This window comes from Sphingobium sp., from assembly GCA_023266575.1.
Classification (GTDB): Bacteria; Pseudomonadota; Alphaproteobacteria; order Sphingomonadales; family Sphingomonadaceae; genus Sphingobium.
In genome coordinates, this window is the sequence record JAHFPV010000002.1 from 424,199 (window position 1) to 440,623 (window position 16,425).

General features: G+C 64.7%; 19 protein-coding genes. 10 read left to right on the plus strand and 9 right to left on the minus strand.

The window, feature by feature from the left end; all coding sequences use genetic code 11:
• Positions 1–70: 70 nt before the first annotated feature.
• On the plus strand, positions 71–2,119 hold the full coding sequence (locus Q0D44_RS04540) for a carbon starvation CstA family protein (protein ID WP_294133218.1): 2,049 nt from the start codon (positions 71–73) through the stop codon (positions 2,117–2,119).
• Positions 2,116–2,301 carry a YbdD/YjiX family protein gene (locus Q0D44_RS04545; protein ID WP_294133017.1) on the plus strand — a complete coding sequence of 62 codons (186 nt, stop codon included), beginning with the start codon at positions 2,116–2,118 and terminating at the stop codon, positions 2,299–2,301. Before Q0D44_RS04540 ends, Q0D44_RS04545 begins: the two co-directional genes overlap by 4 nt.
• Positions 2,302–2,472: 171 nt before the next feature.
• On the opposite strand, the gene Q0D44_RS04550 is transcribed toward Q0D44_RS04545, so the two are convergent.
• Together Q0D44_RS04550 and Q0D44_RS04555 are read right to left on the minus strand one after the other, a co-directional pair.
• Positions 2,473–3,390 carry an XdhC family protein gene (locus Q0D44_RS04550; RefSeq protein WP_294133020.1) on the minus strand — a complete coding sequence of 306 codons (918 nt, stop codon included), beginning with the start codon at positions 3,388–3,390 and terminating at the stop codon, positions 2,473–2,475.
• A 41-nt stretch (positions 3,391–3,431) separates the two neighbouring features.
• Entirely contained in the window at positions 3,432–4,100 is a 669-nt protein-coding gene (locus Q0D44_RS04555) for a S24 family peptidase (protein WP_294133023.1), read from the minus strand.
• Between the two features lie 115 nt (positions 4,101–4,215).
• Between Q0D44_RS04555 and Q0D44_RS04560 the strand changes: the two genes are divergently transcribed.
• The gene (locus Q0D44_RS04560) at positions 4,216–4,401 is read left to right on the plus strand and encodes a hypothetical protein (RefSeq protein ID WP_119744832.1); all 186 of its coding nucleotides are present in this window, start codon (positions 4,216–4,218) and stop codon (positions 4,399–4,401) included.
• Complete coding sequence (locus Q0D44_RS04565) at positions 4,398–4,769, plus strand: hypothetical protein (RefSeq protein WP_294133028.1); 372 nt, start codon at positions 4,398–4,400, stop codon at positions 4,767–4,769. Before Q0D44_RS04560 ends, Q0D44_RS04565 begins: the two co-directional genes overlap by 4 nt.
• 4 nt (positions 4,770–4,773) lie before the next feature.
• Here Q0D44_RS04565 and Q0D44_RS04570 read toward each other — a convergent pair whose 3' ends face one another.
• Both Q0D44_RS04570 and Q0D44_RS04575 read right to left on the minus strand, forming a co-directional pair.
• Entirely contained in the window at positions 4,774–5,628 is an 855-nt protein-coding gene (locus Q0D44_RS04570; RefSeq protein WP_294133221.1) for a hypothetical protein, read from the minus strand.
• Between the two features lie 59 nt (positions 5,629–5,687).
• Positions 5,688–6,914: a TIGR04063 family PEP-CTERM/XrtA system glycosyltransferase gene (locus Q0D44_RS04575; protein ID WP_294133031.1), complete on the minus strand. Its 1,227-nt coding sequence runs from the start codon at positions 6,912–6,914 to the stop codon at positions 5,688–5,690.
• A gap of 91 nt (positions 6,915–7,005) precedes the next feature.
• Between Q0D44_RS04575 and Q0D44_RS04580 the strand changes: the two genes are divergently transcribed.
• From Q0D44_RS04580 to Q0D44_RS04590, 3 genes are read left to right on the plus strand one after another with little or no spacing between them, the layout of a single operon-like run.
• The gene (locus Q0D44_RS04580) at positions 7,006–7,128 is read left to right on the plus strand and encodes a hypothetical protein (RefSeq protein ID WP_275402208.1); all 123 of its coding nucleotides are present in this window, start codon (positions 7,006–7,008) and stop codon (positions 7,126–7,128) included.
• Positions 7,121–8,488, plus strand: coding sequence for a putative O-glycosylation ligase, exosortase A system-associated (locus Q0D44_RS04585; RefSeq protein WP_294133047.1), 1,368 nt, complete (start codon positions 7,121–7,123; stop codon positions 8,486–8,488). The genes Q0D44_RS04580 and Q0D44_RS04585 overlap by 8 nt, the downstream gene beginning before the upstream one ends.
• Positions 8,485–9,165 (plus strand): hypothetical protein, encoded by a 681-nt coding sequence (locus Q0D44_RS04590; protein ID WP_294133050.1) that lies wholly within the window; start codon positions 8,485–8,487, stop codon positions 9,163–9,165. The genes Q0D44_RS04585 and Q0D44_RS04590 overlap by 4 nt, the downstream gene beginning before the upstream one ends.
• Here the strand turns inward: Q0D44_RS04590 and Q0D44_RS04595 are convergent.
• A complete protein-coding gene (locus Q0D44_RS04595) occupies positions 9,155–9,709 on the minus strand; it encodes a type 1 glutamine amidotransferase domain-containing protein (RefSeq protein WP_294133052.1) in 555 nt (184 codons plus the stop codon). The two genes, Q0D44_RS04590 and Q0D44_RS04595, sit on opposite strands and share 11 nt — an antisense overlap.
• A gap of 105 nt (positions 9,710–9,814) precedes the next feature.
• On the opposite strand from Q0D44_RS04595, the gene Q0D44_RS04600 reads away from it, so the two are divergent.
• Together Q0D44_RS04600 and Q0D44_RS04605 are read left to right on the plus strand one after the other, a co-directional pair.
• Positions 9,815–10,795, plus strand: a complete 981-nt coding sequence (locus Q0D44_RS04600; protein WP_294133055.1) for a DNA topoisomerase IB — start codon at positions 9,815–9,817, stop codon at positions 10,793–10,795.
• Positions 10,796–10,815: 20 nt separating this feature from the next.
• The gene (locus tag Q0D44_RS04605) at positions 10,816–11,967 is read left to right on the plus strand and encodes a mechanosensitive ion channel domain-containing protein (RefSeq protein WP_294133057.1); all 1,152 of its coding nucleotides are present in this window, start codon (positions 10,816–10,818) and stop codon (positions 11,965–11,967) included.
• Positions 11,968–11,973: 6 nt separating this feature from the next.
• Here Q0D44_RS04605 and dgcA read toward each other — a convergent pair whose 3' ends face one another.
• On the minus strand, positions 11,974–12,951 hold the full coding sequence (gene dgcA / locus Q0D44_RS04610) for an N-acetyl-D-Glu racemase DgcA (RefSeq protein WP_294133060.1): 978 nt from the start codon (positions 12,949–12,951) through the stop codon (positions 11,974–11,976).
• A 107-nt stretch (positions 12,952–13,058) separates the two neighbouring features.
• Between dgcA and Q0D44_RS04615 the strand changes: the two genes are divergently transcribed.
• Entirely contained in the window at positions 13,059–14,846 is a 1,788-nt protein-coding gene (locus Q0D44_RS04615) for an ABC transporter transmembrane domain-containing protein (protein ID WP_294133063.1), read from the plus strand.
• A gap of 18 nt (positions 14,847–14,864) precedes the next feature.
• Here the strand turns inward: Q0D44_RS04615 and Q0D44_RS04620 are convergent, their stop codons facing one another.
• The 3 genes from Q0D44_RS04620 to Q0D44_RS04630 all read right to left on the minus strand — a co-directional run bounded on the left by Q0D44_RS04620 (position 14,865) and on the right by Q0D44_RS04630 (position 16,348).
• Positions 14,865–15,194, minus strand: coding sequence for a PilZ domain-containing protein (locus Q0D44_RS04620; RefSeq protein WP_294133066.1), 330 nt, complete (start codon positions 15,192–15,194; stop codon positions 14,865–14,867).
• A gap of 218 nt (positions 15,195–15,412) precedes the next feature.
• The gene (locus Q0D44_RS04625; protein ID WP_006959125.1) at positions 15,413–15,835 is read right to left on the minus strand and encodes a biopolymer transporter ExbD; all 423 of its coding nucleotides are present in this window, start codon (positions 15,833–15,835) and stop codon (positions 15,413–15,415) included.
• A gap of 24 nt (positions 15,836–15,859) precedes the next feature.
• Positions 15,860–16,348 (minus strand): biopolymer transporter ExbD, encoded by a 489-nt coding sequence (locus Q0D44_RS04630; RefSeq protein ID WP_217675411.1) that lies wholly within the window; start codon positions 16,346–16,348, stop codon positions 15,860–15,862.
• Positions 16,349–16,425 lie beyond the last annotated feature (77 nt).

A 16,425-nucleotide genomic window follows, 5' to 3' on the forward strand; every position in this document is an offset into this window, starting at 1 on the left:
CCAGCGATTGTCTTTCCGGTTCAGCGCCCTACTGTGCGCCCTTTCCTACTGACGAGCGTGAGAGAGCATGATGACCCGCCATCTTCCCTGGATAGCAGTCGCTATCATCGGCGCGGTCGCGCTGGGCGTTGTTGCGGTGTCTCGCGGCGAGGCGGTCAATGCGCTGTGGATCGTCGTCGCGGCAGTCAGCTGCTTTCTGGTCGCTTATCGCTATTATGCGCTGTTCATCGCGCGCCATGTGATGCGGCTCGACCCGTCGCGGCCCACCCCGGCGCTGCGCCGTGCCGATGGGCTGGACTATGTCGCGACCGATCGCACCGTCCTGTTCGGCCATCATTTCGCGGCGATTGCGGGCGCGGGTCCGCTGGTCGGGCCGGTGCTGGCGGCGCAGATGGGCTATCTGCCCGGCACGCTCTGGATCATCGTCGGGGTCGTGCTGGCGGGCGCGGTGCAGGATTTCATGATCCTGTTCATTTCCATGCGCCGCGACGGCAAGTCGCTGGGCGAGCTGATCCGCATGGAAATGGGACAATGGGCCGGGACGATCGCCCTGTTCGGTGCGTTCATGATCATGGTCATCATCCTGGCGGTGCTGGCGCTGATCGTGGTCAAGGCGCTGGCGGAGAGCCCGTGGGGCATGTTCACCGTAGCGGCGACCGTGCCGCTGGCGATGATCATGGGGGCCTATACACGCTGGATCAGGCCGGGGCGGATCGGCGAAGTGTCGCTGTTGGGGCTGGTCGGGCTGCTGGCGGCGATCGTCTATGGGCAGGCGGTGGCGGCTTCGCCCTTCTGGGGGCCGGTGTTTACCTTCACGCCGCTGACGCTGTGCTGGATATTGATCGGCTATGGCGCGGTGGCTTCCGTGCTGCCGGTATGGCTGCTGCTCGCGCCGCGCGATTATCTGTCCACCTTCCTCAAGATCGGGGCGATCGCGGCGCTGGCGGTCGGCATCGTCATCATGGCGCCTCCGCTCAAAATGCCGGCGCTGACGCAGTTTGTGGATGGCGGCGGGCCGGTATGGGCGGGCGGCCTGTTCCCCTTCCTGTTCATCACCATCGCCTGCGGCGCGGTGTCGGGCTTCCATGCGCTGATTTCCAGCGGCACCACGCCCAAGCTGATCGCCAGCGAGGGTCATGCGCCGGTGATCGGCTATGGGGCGATGCTGATGGAGGCGTTCGTGGCGATCATGGCGCTTGTCGGTGCGTCGATCCTGGACCCCGGCATCTATTTTACGATGAACAGCCCCGCCGCACTGATCGGCACCGATGCGGCGACCGCGTCAGCCGCAGTTACCGCCATGGGCTTTCCGATCTCGCCGGACCTCATCACCCAGACGGCGAAAGATGTCGGCGAACATAGCATCATCAGCCGCGCGGGCGGCGCGCCGACGCTTGCCGTGGCGATGGCGGAGATATTCAGCCATGTCGTCGGCGGCGAGGGCATGAAGGCCTTTTGGTATCATTTCGCGATCCTGTTCGAGGCGCTGTTCATCCTGACCGCCGTGGACGCAGGGACGCGCGCCGGGCGCTTCATGTTGCAGGATCTGATCGGGCTGGCGGTGCCAAGCTTCAAGGAGAGCAAGGGCCATATGCCGGGCATCGTCGCCACCGCGCTGACGGTCGCGGCCTGGGGCTTTTTCCTGCATCAGGGGGTCACCGATCCGCTGGGCGGGGTGAACACGCTGTGGCCGGTGTTCGGCATTTCGAACCAGATGCTCGCCGCGATCGCGCTGATGCTGGGGACGGTGGTGCTGTTCCGCATGAAGCGCGACCGCTATGCCTGGGTGACGATGATCCCGACCGCCTGGCTGCTGGTCTGCACTTTGTCGGCAGGATGGCTGAAGCTGTTTTCGGCTGATGCCAAGGTCGGTTTTCTGGCTCATGCCGCGAAATTCAGCGCAGCGGCAGACGCGGGCGAGGTGCTGGCCCCGGCCAAATCGATGGCACAGATGGAGCGCATCATTTTCAACGACCGGGTCGATGCGGCGCTGGTCGCGCTGTTCCTGTCGGTCGTGCTGGCGCTGCTGGTCTTCACCATCCGCACCTGCATTGCCGCGCGGCGAATCGCAGCGCCGACAGCGCGCGAAATTCCGGCGCAACTGGTGCCGGCGGAATGAGCGGATTTCTGCGCCTGTTGCGGCAGACCGCGCGGCTGATGGTCGGGATGCCTGACTATGACGCCTATCTGCGCCATATGCTGACCCATCATCCCGACCAGCCCGCGATGGACCGGACGCAGTTTTTTCGCGATCGGCAGGAAGCGCGCTATGGCGGCAAAAATGGCGGAAAATGCTGCTGATCCGCGTAATATTACTACTGTAAAATATCAATCTGGGACAGAAAGTTACAGACCAAGCGCAAAACAGGATTGATCTGTGCGATCATCCTGCTAGGCGGCAGCGTCCTTTTTGCCCGACAGCTTCTGGGATGTGTCCCCTGCCCCATCCCTTGCGGCAGGGGGCAGTTTGTTTCAGCGCCGGGCGTTGAAGCCTGCCACCATCCCTGCCGTGATCGACAGCGCAATTTCCGCCGCGCCGATCGCGCCGATATCCAGTCCCGCCGGGCCGTCGATTCGCGCGAGATCATCCGCGCCGAAGCCCTGCCAAGCCAGCCGCTCCAGCCGTGCGGCGTGGCTCTTGCGCGATCCAAGCGCGGCGACATAGCCGGTGGGCGCGCGCAGCGCGGCCTCCAGCGCCGGATCGTCAATCTTGATATCATGGCTGAGCGTCACCACGGCGGTCGATTCGCCGGGAAAGCGCGCCGCGATCGCTTCGTCGGGCCAGCGATCGTCCAGTTCAACGCCGGGGAAGCGTTCCGCGGTCAGGAACCGACCGCGCGGGTCGATCACCACCGGGGTCACGCCGATCGCCTGCGCCAGCGGGACCAGCGACTGGGCGATCTGCACTGCTCCGACGATCAGCAGGCGGCGTGGCGGATCATAGCGGTTGAGGAAATCGCCCTCGCCCGCCTGTTCGCGCGTGACCCCGCTGGCAAGATCGGTCGCCAGCGTCAGCGCCCGGCCCCGCGCGCTGGCTGTCTCGATCCGGTCGAACAGGTCGGGGGCAAAGCCACCCTCCCCCACCGGCTGGACGAGGACGGCTATTTCCCCGCCGCAGGGCAGGCCGACTTCCCAGGCATCGCCATCGGCCACGCCATAGGTCGCGACATGGGCGGCGCGCCCGGCGATCACCTCGGCGGCGCGATGCAGCACGTCGTTTTCGACGCAGCCGCCCGAAATGCTGCCTTCAAAGCGCCCGTCCTGATGCACGATCATATGGCTGCCGCGCGGGCGTGGGGCGGAACCCCAGGTCGACACCACCGTCGCCAGCGCCAGCCTGGGGCCGCGCCATTCCACAGCCTTGCGGATCACCGCGCCATTATCGTTCAAATCAGGACTCCTTTGGCGCAGAGATAGGAAGGCCTCGCCCGCTAAACCAGACGCCTGCCGGTCCAGACGACTCGCCCGACAATATCCACCAGCGCCGGGTCAATATCGGTCCAGTCGGGATAATGGAGATTGTCGCTGACGACGCTGAAGCGCCCGCGCAATGGTCCCATCGCGATCCGCTTGACCATCAGCACCCCGTCGAGCCGCAATACATAGACGCCGTCGCGCAGCCGGGTGGCGTCATCGTCATGATCGACCATGATGTCGTCGCCATCGCTGAGCGTCGGCGCCATCGATTCGCCATCGACGCGGATGATCGACACGCGCTGCGGCCGTACCCCCAAATGGCGGAGCCAGTGGGCGTCGAACGCCATCACGCCGGCGGCGCGCTCATCATCGTCCAGCGTGCCGACGCCCGCCGACGCGCCCAGCGCCAGGCGCGGCACCGCCACCACGGCGGGCATCCCCCGCGTGCGGGCGGGGATGGCCACCGGCGCGACGCTGCCCCCCAGCATCTGTTCGGCAACGCCAAAATAGCGGGCCAGCACATGCCGGTCCGCCTCGTCCAGTTTGCGCGGGGTGCCGCGTTTGATGAACTGCTGGATATAGGCGGGGTTGCGACCGATCAGCCGGGACAGATCGGCATAATTCTCCCCTCGTTCGGCAATCAGCCGATCCAGCGCAATCCGGGCGTTCTGCGATTCATCCATATCCAGTCCATAATGATAGGAATTTTCCTAGACAAGTAGGAAATTGGCTTAGAGATAGGAATATACCTATCGGCTTGCAGCGGGCGAGTCGGACCAACAGGGGAGAAAGAAGCCGATGCTGCTGCATGCGATCGAACGATTCCTTCGCCAATATGACATGCCGCCAACCACCTTCGGTCGCGCCAGCACGCGCGATCCACGGCTGGTTTTCGACCTGCGCCAAGGGCGCGAGCCGGGGGACCGCGTGAGGAGACGAATAGAACATTTCATGAACACATATCGCAGGAGCATCAGTCAATGACAAGCGTGCATCATGGATTTCGGCCTGAAAATCTGGTCCGAAACAAACCGATAGGAAAAACCCAGCGCGACCCGTTGCCGCGCCTGCTTGAGCAGTTGCTCAAGCGCGCTGGCGCGCCGACGACGATCGAGCGCGCGGTGAGCCGCCCCTGGGCCAGCGCCCTGTTCGAGGGGCGTCGCCATGTCATCGCGCTACGCCTGTCCGGCGCGCAGGTTGCAACGCGACTCTGCGATTTTGTCGAAGGCATAGAAAGCGCGGAATGGCAGCTGCCTCGCCATTTCGTCGCCGACATCAGTATTGATGAGGTGCGGGAGGGCGAGGATGAAATCTGGCTGGAGCTGTCCGCGCTGACGATCGAGGACTGGTAGGGGGTTAGCGCCCCCGGCCAGCCATGCTGCGCAATGCACCGAGCGCAGCGCGCAGGGCATCGTCGGCGTCCTGCGCCACCATGTCGCGCACCGGCACGGCGGGTGTGACCGGCATGTCGGCGATGACCCGCACGGCGCCTGTTTCCGCCGACGGGGCGCGGCTGCGCAGGGCGAGGCCGCGTTCCAGCCGCTGGGTCAGTTCAGTGATCGACAGACCCTGGGTCGGGATGGGATCAAGCGGCGGGGGCGTGACGGGCGCTGCGTCTTGCGGCGCTTCGTCCGGCTCGACCAGCGGCGCGGCGGGCCGCTGGAAGGTCGGCAAGGGCAATTCTTCCTCGGCAATCGGCAAGGGCGCGCTGGGCATGACCAGACCGGCGGACGGGACAATAGCGTCCTGCTCCGGTTCGGGATGCATCACCAACGGCCTGCGGATCGCGTCGGGACGGGCAAAAATGTCGAGACCGTTAAAGTCGCGGCTGGCGAAGATCGGCGCGCGGGCGGGCGCATCGGGGTGCGCATCGGCGCGGCGCAGCGATGGAATGGCGTCATCGACAGGGGCAGCACGTCCCCGCGCCAGCGCGGTCAGTTTGGAAAAGGCGAAACCCATTTTTCTTGCTCCCTGGACGCGCAACCTGCGCCCTTCTTGTTCAGCTGGCCGGTCCTGCCGGCGCATCATCCCCATCAGTCCCACCGCCATCAGAGCGGCGAAACCCGCCAGCAGCAGCCGGGCTTTGAACCCCAGCGGCGGTGCGGCGGCGGGCAAACTTTCCGACAGGCCGCTCGACGCCACGACCATTTCGATCAACCCGACCGGAATCCACAGCACCAACAGCGCCGCGGCCAGGCCGCCCAGCGCCATGATGGCGATCCCTCTTGTCGGTGCTGCCTTCATGGCCACTTTGCTTCTTCAAACCTCGCTCAGGCCGCCGCGCGCGTGCCGGCAGGACGCGCCAGCAGCCGCTGGTAAACAGGTTCGTAACGCAATATGTTTGACGACCAGTTACGCTCACGCTCGACAAAGGCGCGGGCGCGCGCGCGCCGTTCGTCCCAGATCGTGCGATCGGCAAACAGGCCCGCCAGCGCGGCTGCCATGCCTGCCGGATCGTCTGGCGGGAACAAGGTCCCGGTGACGCCATCCTCGATCAGTTCGCGATGGCCGCCCACGCTGGACGCGGCGACCAGCTGCCCCTGCGCCATGGCTTCGAGCGGCTTTAGGGGCGTGACCAGATCGGTCAGACGCATCGCCTTGCGCGGATAGGCCAATATGTCGATCTGGGCATAATAATGTTCGACCTGATCGTGCGGAACGCGCCCGACAAAGACGATATGGTCGGCAAAGGGGGAGGCCAGCGCCTGATCGCGCAAAGCCTGTTCGCGCGGGCCGCCACCGACCAGCAGCAACTTGGCTTTTGGTCGGGCGCGGACGAGTCGCGGCATCGCGGCGATCAGATCGTCCAGCCCTTCATAATCATAGAAGCTGCCGATGAAGCCGACGACGTCCGCCCCTTCCAGGCCCAGTTGTGCCGTCAGCGCCGGATCGCGCGGCACGGGCGTTCCGAACTGGTCCATATCGACACCATTGGGCGACACGATGATCTTGGCCGGGTCGATGCCGCGCGTGGCGAGATCGCTGCGCAGCCCTTCGCAGATGACCGCGACCGCATCGGCATTGCGCACGGCATGGGTTTCGAGCTGGCGGGTCAGCCAGTAGCGCGGGCTGCCCTCCGTCCCCGTGCCGTTGCCGACCGCCGCATCTTCCCAGAAGGCGCGGATTTCATAGACCAAGGGGATGCCATGGCGCTTGGCGACGCGCTGCGCGGCGATGGCGTTCAGCACGGGCGAATGGGCGTGGATGATGTCGGGCCGCCATTGCTGCACCAGTGCCTCGATCGCGTCGGCATGGGCGGCAATGTCGCGCCATTCGCGCAGCACCGGATTGCCGGTCGCCGGCGCGCCGGGGGTGCGGTGGAAATGGAGGCCATCGACCATCTCCTCCAGCGGCCCCGTCGCACTGTGGCGATGCCCGGTTATGCCGCGCACCTCCCAGCCCCTGGCCAGCTGCGCCCGCAGGATGGCTCGGGTGCGGAAGGTGTAGCCGCTGTGCAGTGGCAGGCTGTGGTCCAGCACATGAAGAATATGGGTCATAGCCCATGGACTTAACCACAAAAGGTTTAACGGCCCGTCAACTGTGTCGCGTTAGGGAGGGTCGGGTAGCCAGTGGAACCACCAAGACGCAATGATCGACACCCTGTCCCTGCTGATCAGCCATGGCGTGATCCTGCTCGCCGCGTGGCGGCTGTTGCCGCGCGCCGATCTGGATCGTGATCCACCGGTAGAGGAGAGCGCGCGCGATGCGTGACCTGTTCTTCCTTGCCTTCCTGGCCGTGTTTTTCCTGATGGGGCTTAGGCGGCCGTTCCTGCTGGTCGCGGTCTATGCCTATATCGACATCGTGTCGCCCCAGCGCCTGTCCTATTTCCTGCTCAATTCGATCCCGATTTCCGCCATCGCCTTTGCCGCGATGGTGGGGGCTTGGCTGGTGATCGACGACAAGAAGGATTGCCGCTTTTCCGCGCGACAGGTGCTGCTGCTGATCCTGCTGGTCTGGTGCGGCTATACCACCGCGACCGCCGATTTCCCCGCCGAGGCGCTGACCAAATGGAACTGGGTGTGGAAGGCGATCATCGCGGGCATCTTCCTGCCGCTCACCCTGCGCACCCGGTTGCGAATCGAGGCGATGACGGTTGTCATGATCCTGTGCGCCAGCACGATCATCATCAATGGCGGCATGAAAACCGCTTTGTCGGGCGGCGGCTATGGTGTGCTGAACCTGATGGTCGACAATAATAGCGGCCTGTATGAAGGGTCGATCATCAGCTGCGTCGCCATATCGCTGATCCCGCTGATCCTGTGGCTGGCGAAACATGGCACCATCTTTTCGCCGGACGACTGGCGGGTGAAGGCATTTTGCTACTGCCTGTGCCTGGCCTGCCTGCTGATGCCGATCGGCACCGAAGCGCGGACGGGCCTTGTTTGCATCGTCATTCTGGCGGGGTTGATGCTCGTGCGATCGCCGCGCCGTTTCGTCTATGGGCCGCTGATGCTGCTCGCGGCGCTTGTTTCCATCCCCTTCCTGCCCGCCAGCTTCACCCAGCGGATGCAGACGATCGAAAATCATCAGGGCGACGAAAGCGCATCCACCCGCGTGGCGGTATGGATGTGGACGCTCGACTATGTGAAAACCCATCCGGGCGGCGGCGGCTTCGACAATTATCTCCAGAACAGCTTTACCTATTTCGCGCAGAGCGAAGTGGGCGAAGGAGACGCGAAGCGGGTCGAGCGACGGCTGGTGACGGACAAGGGCCGCGCCTATCACAGCGCCTATTTCGAGATGCTGGGCGAACAGGGCTATTTCGGCTTCCTGATCTGGGCGCTGATCCACGGCATCTGCTTCATCCGCACCGAAATGATCCGCCGTATGTATCGCAAAAGGGCGGGACCGGACGAGGCGTGGATCGCGCCCTTCGCGCTGGCGCTGCAACAGGGGCATATCATCTATATGATCGGATCGCTGTTCGTGGGCATCGCCTATCAGCCCTTCATCTTCATGATGCTGGCGCTCCAGATCGGTCTGGACACTTATCTGAGCCGACGGCGGAAGGCCGCGGCACGGATCGACCTCAACGCGGCGATGAACCGGCCGCGCGGGGCGCTGGCATGAGCGGCGAGCTGCGCGCGCTGGGGCTGGTTCATGGCCTGTTGCTGGGGCTGCTGCTGGCGTCGCCGCTGATCGCGCCGGGGCTGCTGCCCTGGGGGGTCGAGGCGTTGTTCATCATCGGCGCGTTCCAGTTGCGGCTGGCCGACCGGCGTTGGGACATGCGCGATGGCTGGCGCAGCTGGATCAGCCATATCCGCATGGCGCCGTTGCGACTGATCCCCTGGGGCGCGGCGGCGACCGTCGCGCTGATCGCTGGCAATGGCGCGCGCGCGCAGGCGATCCTGATCGCCGCGTCGCTGTGCGAATTACTGGTCTATCCCGTCTGCACCCATGTGCTGGCCCGACTGTCGCGGCGCGTGGTCGGCGCGGTGCTGGTGTTGCTGATCCTGATCGGGTTGAGCGCTGTCGGCGAGACGATCCGCTACATGATCGGCTTCATGACCGGGATGAGCGCCTGCCTGTTCTGGCTGCGCGGTCCCGACGGGGAGGCTCATGCGCTGGGACTGGCGCTGGGCGGGCTGGTCGCTGCGGCGATAGCGCCGGTGCTTTGGCCTGCCTCTCTGCCCGTCGCCTTCCCCGCCGCCATCGTCTGCGCGACGCTGGCGCTGGCGCATGTCTCGACGCTGCGCCGCCGCCCGGTCCCATGGCGGGCGGGCGGCGGCACACAGGTCAGGCCGTAACGGTTCCGGCTTCTGCCACGGCCTTGCTGAATGCTTCGATGAAGGCGGGGATATCGTCGGGCTTGCGGCTGGTGATGATGTTGCCGTCCACCACGACGGCGTGATCGACCACATTCCCGCCTGCATTGCGAAGGTCGGTGCGGACCGATGGCCAGCCAGTGACGGTCCGGCCATTCACCACGTCAGCCTCCACCAACAGCCATGGACCATGGCAGATCGCGGCGACTGGCTTGCCCGTGGTCACGAAGGCGCGCACCAGCGACACGGCGGCGGCATTGGTGCGCAGCGTATCGGGATTGGCGACGCCGCCGGGCAGGATCAGCCCGTCATATCCCTCTATCCTGACGGCATCGAGCCGAATGTCGGGGGTGATCGTGTCGCCTTTCTCATCATGCTTCATGCCCTGAATAGGGTCCAGGTCCGGCGAGGCGAGCGTCACACTGGCCCCCGCCGCGATCAGGGCGTCGCGGGGATCGAACAATTCGGACTGCTCGAATCCGTCGGTCGCGATGATGAGGATGCGGCTGTTGGTAATGGCGGGCATGGGGCTTCTCCTTGCGCCTGATGGGAGACAGGCTAACGGACCACTGCCCGACCCGTTGCGGAACGAAGCGATGAAAGGTGGGTTTTTGGCCATGAGAAGGAAAATATGGCCAGCCAACCCCTTATCCATGTCGATGACAGCATCCCCGGCATTTCACGACGCGCGCTCAAGAGCGGCTGGGGCTATTACCAGCCCGATGGCGGGCGCATCGCCGACCGGGACGAGATTGGCCGGCTGAACGCCATCGCCCTGCCGCCTGCGTATCGCGATTGCTGGTTCTGCCCGATGCCCCATGGCCATATATTGGCGACGGGGCATGACGAGCGGGGCCGCAAGCAATATCGCTATCATCCCGATTTTCGCGCGACGCGGGAGGCGCAGAAATATGAGGGCTGCGCCGGCTTCGGTCGCGCCCTGCCCAAATTGCGCGCGCAACTGGAAGCGGACCTGTCGCAGCGCGGGTTGCGCAAGGAACGGACTATCGCGGCTGTCGTGCGGCTGCTGGATCTGGGCCGGTTGCGCGTGGGCAATGAATATTATGCAACCACGAACAAGAGTTTCGGCGCGACGACGCTGCGCCGCCGCCATATCGACCTGACCGGCAAGGCGCTGACGCTGCGCTATCGCGCCAAGTCGGGCAAGCAGCATCAGGTGACGCTGACCGACAAAAGGCTGCTTCGCTTCGTGCGGCAGGTGCAGGATTTGCCGGGCCAGCATCTGTTCCAATATCTGGACGAGGATGGCGAGGCGCGGCCGATCACGTCGAGCGACGTCAACGCCTATATCGCGCGGGCCATGGGCGGCCCCTTTACCGCCAAGCATTTCCGCACCTGGGGCGCATCGACCGTCGCCTTTGCCACATTGGCCGCCGGTCCGGTGTCGATGAAGGCCTTGCTGGAGCCGGTGGCGGCCGCGCTGGGCAATACGCCCGCGATCAGCCGCAAAAGCTATATCCACCCTGCCCTGCTCGACCTGTGCAAGGATGGGCAAGACGCATGGCGCGCGGGGCTTCGCCTGCCGCGTTCAACACGCTATCTGTCTCGCGAGGAACGCGGACTCATCGCATTTCTCGACACTTTAGCCTGATACAGACTAACGGGACCAGCATGGCCAATAAAACTGAACCTGCCGCCGCCGCATCGGTGCGCGCGCCCGATTTCGTCGAAATGTGGCGATCGACCAGCGATTGGTTCGCTGTTCACTATGTCCAGATCATCGTCGCCATTGGCGCGGGCGTTCTGATCTACCTCCTGCTGGCGGCGCTGCGTTCGTTCGGCAAAAGGTGGCGCGGTGCCTATGGCGACCCGCTGGGCTATGCCAATGTGCTGGGCCGGGCGGTGGCGCGGACATCCCATTTCTTCATGGTCATGGTCGCGGCCAAGCTGGTCGCGGGTTATGCCGATCCGCCTGCGATACTGTTCAAGACGATCGCCTTCCTCTTCACCATTGCCGCCGTGTTGCAGGGGGCAATCTGGGCGCGGGAAATCATCCTGGGGCTGATCGAGCGCAAGACGCTGGCCGAAGATGGCCAGGGCGAGACGCTGGCCAACGCGATGGGCCTGATTCGCGTGCTGGTGACCTTTGCCCTGTTTGCGATCGCCACCATCGTCGTGCTGGACAATCTGGGCGTCAACGTCACCGGGCTGGTTGCGGGTCTGGGTATTGGCGGTATCGCCATTGGCCTGGCCGCTCAGGGAATTTTCTCGGACCTGTTCGCCGCACTGTCTATCATTTTCGACAAGCCGTTCCGGCGGGGCGAGATCATCACCTATGACCAGACCACCGCGCGGGTCGAGAAGATTGGCCTCAAAAGCACGAGGCTGCGCGCGATGAGCGGGGAGAAGAAGGTCATCTCCAACGCCAATCTGTTGCAGAAGGAAATCACCAGCCTGCAAACGCTGATCCAGCGCAGGGTGACCTTCGCCATCGGCATCATCTACCAGACGCCGGAGGAGAAGGCCGAAGCAATACCGGAGATGTTGCGCGAGATTGTCGAGGCGGAGGGGTTCATCTTCGTCAATGCTGGCCTTGTCCGCTTTGGCGCGAGTGCGCTGGACTATGAGGTGAATTTCGACGTGCCGGACCCCGACACGCATGATTATTTCCTATCGCGTCACCGCATGGGGCTGGCGATCTGGAAGCGGTTTAATGCGGAGGAAATCGAGTTCGCCTACCCCACCCAGACCAGCTTCACCGCTGCGCCGGATGGGCGGCCCATCATGCCCTATCCAGAGGTGCAGCCGGTGCGATCCGCCTGACGCCGCTCATTCACCTATGCCCCACAGGCTGCCGGGCTGGAGCAGGCCGTCCTCCAGCGCCAGTCCGCCGTCGCGATCCCGCGCCAGCAACAGCGCACCGTCAAGGTCGATCCAGTCCGCCCCCTGCGCCACCAGCGCGGCGGGCGCGATGCCAAGCGAGGTGCCGAGCATACAGCCGACCATAACGCGGAAGCCCCGGTCCCGCGCGGCCTGACGCAGAGCGAGCGCCTCGGTGAGGCCGCCAGCCTTGTCGAGCTTGATGTTCACCGCGTCGAAATCGCCCAGCCGGTCAAGGTCCGCGCTGGTGTGGCAGCTTTCGTCGGCGCAGAGCGGCAGCGGTGCGCGGACCCCGGCCAGCGCCGCTTCCCGGCCATGGATCACCGGCTGTTCGACCATTTCGACGCCAAGGTCGGCCAGCGCCTGCGCCTCTGCGGCTATATCCAGATCATGCCAACTTTCATTGGCGTCGACGATCAGCCGCGCATCCGGCGCGCCCGCGCGCACCGCGGCGATGCGCGCCCGGTCGCCCTCGCCAGTCAGCTTGCATTTGAGCAGGGCAAAGCCGCGCGCCGCTGCCGTGCGCGCCGCCGCCTCCATCGTTGCGGGATCGCCCAGGCTGATGGTGAAGGCGGTGGGTAGAGGGGTGGGCGCGGCCAGCCCGGCAAGTTGCCAGACTGGCACGCCTGCGCGCTTCGCCTCCAAATCCCAAAGAGCGCAATCGAGCGCATTGCGCGCCGCGCCGCGCGACATCTGCGTCAGCAACGCCTGCCGGTCGAGCGGCCCGGCATAGGCGCGGATCGCGGCTGCGCAGCCCTCTGCCGTCTCGCCCTCATAATAGATGGCCGTCCCCTCGCCGCGACCGACATGGGTGCCGTCACCCACGGTGCAGACGACCACATCCACATCCGTCTTGGCCCCGCGAGCGATGATGAACGCGCCTGCGACCGGCCAGCGTTCGACGGTCGCGGACAATAGGTGGATCATTGCTGGCTCCAATGGCGTGAAAAGGCTGATCGCCTATGCGCGAAAGTCGCGCGCGCCACCAGCCCCGCCCCATTGAGGCGCGGCGGGCAGCCTGCTAAGCGCCGCACATGGAGGAACAACCCACCCCGTCGCCGCGCGCCAGCGCCCGTCCCGCGCTTGGCAGCCTGGCGATGCTGTGGATGTTCGCCAAACGCTATCCGGGACGGATCGCGGGCGCTTTGGCTGCGCTGATCGTGTCGTCCGCCGCGACGCTGGGCATCCCCAGCGGCTTCCGACTGGTGATCGACCGGGGCTTCATGGGCGGGGGCGACATCAGCCGCTGGTTTGAATATCTGCTGCTGATCGTCATCATCCTGGCCGTCGCCAGCGCGCTGCGCTTTTACTTCGTATCCTGGCTGGGCGAGCGGGTGGTTGCCGATATTCGCAGCGCGACCCAGGCCAATTTGCTGCGGCAGGCACCCCGCTTCTTCGAGGAAAACCGCCCGTCCGAAATCGCGTCGCGGATGACCGCCGATACGGCCGTGGTTGAACAGGTGGTCGGATCAACCGTGTCGATCGCGCTGCGCAATCTGGTGACCGGGATTGGTGGCCTCATCTATCTGTTCGCGCTGGCGCCCAAGCTGGCGGCGATGCTGCTGCTGGGCATCCCTGTCATCCTGCTGGTGCTGGTCAGTCTGGGCCGCAAGGTGCGCAGCCTGTCGCGCGCCAGTCAGGACCGGCTGGCCGATGTCGGCAGCGTGACCAATGAAGTGCTGGCGGCGATGAAGATCGTCCAGGCCTTTGGGCAGGAAGCGCGGGAAGCCGCACGCTTCGACGCAACGGTCGAAAGCGGGTTCGGCACCGCGCGGCGGCGCATCCGGCTGCGCGCGATCATGACGGCGGTGGTGATATCGCTAGTGTTCGGATCGATCACGGCGGTGATGTGGCAGGGCGCGCTGGATGTCGCGGCGGGGAAGCTGTCGGGGGGCAGCATTGCCGCGTTCGTGCTGACCGGCGGACTGGTTGCCGGGGCGTTCGGATCGCTGTCCGAAAGCTGGGGCGATCTGTTGCGCGGCGCGGGGGCGGCCAGTCGCTTGCATGAGTTGATGACCGCCACGCCGGACATATTGCCGCCGGCCAGCCCGACCATCATTCCACCCGCGGCGCATGGCGCGCGGCTGACGTTCGAGGATGTGCATTTCCATTATCCCACCCGGCCCGATCAGGCGGCGCTCAATGGCGTGTCGATCGACGTGGCGCCGGGCGAGACAGTGGCCGTCGTCGGGCCTTCGGGCGCGGGGAAATCGACGCTGATCCAGTTGGCGTTGCGATTCTACGATCCTGCGTCTGGTGTGGTCCGGTTGAACGGCGTGCCCCTCCCGCAGGCTGATCCTGCCGCGTTGCGCGCCATGATGGCGATGGTGCCGCAGGATAGCGTGATCTTCGCCGCGTCGGCACGCGACAATCTGCGCTATGGACGGTGGGACGCGACCGACGAACAGATTTGGGATGCCGCCCGCGCCGCCAATGCGGAGGGCTTCCTGCGCGCGCTACCGCAGGGGCTGGACAGTCCGATGGGGGAAGCGGGCACGCGCCTATCTGGCGGGCAGCGGCAAAGGCTGTCGATCGCGCGCGCGCTGCTGCGTGATGCGCCGATCCTGCTGCTCGACGAAGCCACATCGGCGCTCGATGCTGAATCGGAACGGCTGGTGCAGGATGCGCTTGGCCGGTTGATGGAGGGGCGCACGACCATCGTCATCGCCCATAGGCTGGCGACGGTGCGCGCCGCTGACCGGATCATCGTGCTGGATGAAGGGCGGATCGTCGAACAGGGCGATCATGCATCGTTGGTCGCGCAGGGCGGTCTTTATGCACGCCTTGCCAGTTTGCAGTTTCAGGATGCGCCGCTGGTCTGACCTTTTGGGCGTTGGCGCTCAGACGAACGCGGGGCCGCTGCTCAGCTTGATGATATGATCGAGAATTGCGGGATGGAGCGGGCGTTCGAAAGCGCAGCCTGCCTCATGCGCGCGCGACCACAGGACGCGGGCGCGACGCCCCTCGAAGCCCGGCAGCATGACCCATAACTCGCTGCCGCTGGTCAGTTTCATGAAGCTCTGGAGACGAAAGCCGGTGACGGACACGTCGGCGATGCGACTGTTGAACCAGGTTTCACCGGGACGGCGCACACGGACGCTGATCTGCACATAGGCGCGCTCGGCGAGCCGTGCTTTTCGATCCAAGTCTGTCTGTCGTTCGGCGCTCATGGCTCGCTATCGCCCGTCCTTCGCCGCCATTATCGGCGATTGGCGTAAGCAAAGGGTTAAGGCGTTAATTCACCCGGCCCAAAAATCAGGGCGAGAAAAAAAGGGCCGCCCGAAGGCGACCCCTGAAAGATTGGCATTATCACCATCCCGATGCCGCCCTGCCCGCCTGGAAAAACGGGAAGTCCTGACACAAACTGGCAGGCGCGGGCAATCAGCGTTTAGAAATTGCCATATTGTTCGTTGCCGACGAAGCCCAGTTTCGTCACGCCCGCACGCTTGATCTCCGCCAGCACCTCATCAACGGTGACATAGCGGGTCTGCGCGTTCGGCTGGAACTGAAGTTCCGGCTCGACCGGCAGGCGCAGCGACTGCTGCAGATATTGACGCAGGGTCAGCAGGTCGATCGCCGAACCGTTCCAGGTGATGATCCCGGCCTGGTCGATGGCAACCTTGTTCTTCACCGGATCGATCGGGCTATCCGTCGGCGGTGCGCTCTGCGGCAGGTCGATCTTGACCGCGTGGGTCTGGATCGGAATCGTGATGATGAACATGATGAGGAGAACGAGCATGACGTCGATCAACGGCGTCGTGTTCATTTCCATCATCGGTTCGCCTTCATCGGAACCCATGCTCATGGCCATAGCGAAATCTCCTTAATCAGCCGGTCAGAGGCGCTGCGTCGTCGAGCCGGGTTCCGGCTCGGAGATGAAGCCCACTTTGGGGAAACCGGCGCGCTGCATCGTGTAGATCGTACCACCGATGCACCGGTAGGGTGTGTTGATGTCGCCGCGGATATGCACTTCGGGCATGTCTTCAGGCGTCATATTTTCGACGCCGCCTGCCTTCTTGATATCCGATTCCAGCTTCGCAACGGCCCGGTTGAGCAGATCGCTGGAATCGACCTTGGTCATGTTCCAGAAAACAGCGCAGCTGCCGTCCGACCCGGTCGTGACCGAGAGAGAGACATTTTCGGGCTTCGTCGTGGTCGGCTCGAACGCCACCTTGGGAAGTTGCAGTTCGACCGTCTGGACGACGACCGGGACCGCGATGAGAAAGATGATGAGCAACACCAGCATGACGTCGACGAGCGGCGTCGTGTTGATGTCGGACAACGGTTTGTCGTCACCGCCGCCGGGGCCAACACTCATTGCCATTGATAATATCCTAACATTGGTGTCGATGGCGCCTCACCATCGCGACGAGGCCCATGGTCGGCGGGGAACGGGATGGT

Coding starts and splice junctions, on each gene's coding strand:
- Q0D44_RS04540 (WP_294133218.1), top strand. CDS start 71: ATGACCCGCCATCTTCCCTGGATAGCAGTCGCTATCATCGGCGCGGTC.
- Q0D44_RS04545 (WP_294133017.1), top strand. CDS start 2,116: ATGAGCGGATTTCTGCGCCTGTTGCGGCAGACCGCGCGGCTGATGGTC.
- Q0D44_RS04555 (WP_294133023.1), bottom strand. CDS start 4,100: ATGGATGAATCGCAGAACGCCCGGATTGCGCTGGATCGGCTGATTGCC.
- Q0D44_RS04560 (WP_119744832.1), top strand. CDS start 4,216: ATGCTGCTGCATGCGATCGAACGATTCCTTCGCCAATATGACATGCCG.
- Q0D44_RS04565 (WP_294133028.1), top strand. CDS start 4,398: ATGACAAGCGTGCATCATGGATTTCGGCCTGAAAATCTGGTCCGAAAC.
- Q0D44_RS04570 (WP_294133221.1), bottom strand. CDS start 5,628: ATGGCGCTGGGCGGCCTGGCCGCGGCGCTGTTGGTGCTGTGGATTCCG.
- Q0D44_RS04575 (WP_294133031.1), bottom strand. CDS start 6,914: ATGACCCATATTCTTCATGTGCTGGACCACAGCCTGCCACTGCACAGC.
- Q0D44_RS04580 (WP_275402208.1), top strand. CDS start 7,006: ATGATCGACACCCTGTCCCTGCTGATCAGCCATGGCGTGATCCTGCTC.
- Q0D44_RS04585 (WP_294133047.1), top strand. CDS start 7,121: ATGCGTGACCTGTTCTTCCTTGCCTTCCTGGCCGTGTTTTTCCTGATG.
- Q0D44_RS04590 (WP_294133050.1), top strand. CDS start 8,485: ATGAGCGGCGAGCTGCGCGCGCTGGGGCTGGTTCATGGCCTGTTGCTG.
- Q0D44_RS04595 (WP_294133052.1), bottom strand. CDS start 9,709: ATGCCCGCCATTACCAACAGCCGCATCCTCATCATCGCGACCGACGGA.
- Q0D44_RS04600 (WP_294133055.1), top strand. CDS start 9,815: ATGGCCAGCCAACCCCTTATCCATGTCGATGACAGCATCCCCGGCATT.
- Q0D44_RS04605 (WP_294133057.1), top strand. CDS start 10,816: ATGGCCAATAAAACTGAACCTGCCGCCGCCGCATCGGTGCGCGCGCCC.
- dgcA (WP_294133060.1), bottom strand. CDS start 12,951: ATGATCCACCTATTGTCCGCGACCGTCGAACGCTGGCCGGTCGCAGGC.
- Q0D44_RS04615 (WP_294133063.1), top strand. CDS start 13,059: ATGGAGGAACAACCCACCCCGTCGCCGCGCGCCAGCGCCCGTCCCGCG.
- Q0D44_RS04620 (WP_294133066.1), bottom strand. CDS start 15,194: ATGAGCGCCGAACGACAGACAGACTTGGATCGAAAAGCACGGCTCGCC.
- Q0D44_RS04625 (WP_006959125.1), bottom strand. CDS start 15,835: ATGGCCATGAGCATGGGTTCCGATGAAGGCGAACCGATGATGGAAATG.
- Q0D44_RS04630 (WP_217675411.1), bottom strand. CDS start 16,348: ATGGCAATGAGTGTTGGCCCCGGCGGCGGTGACGACAAACCGTTGTCC.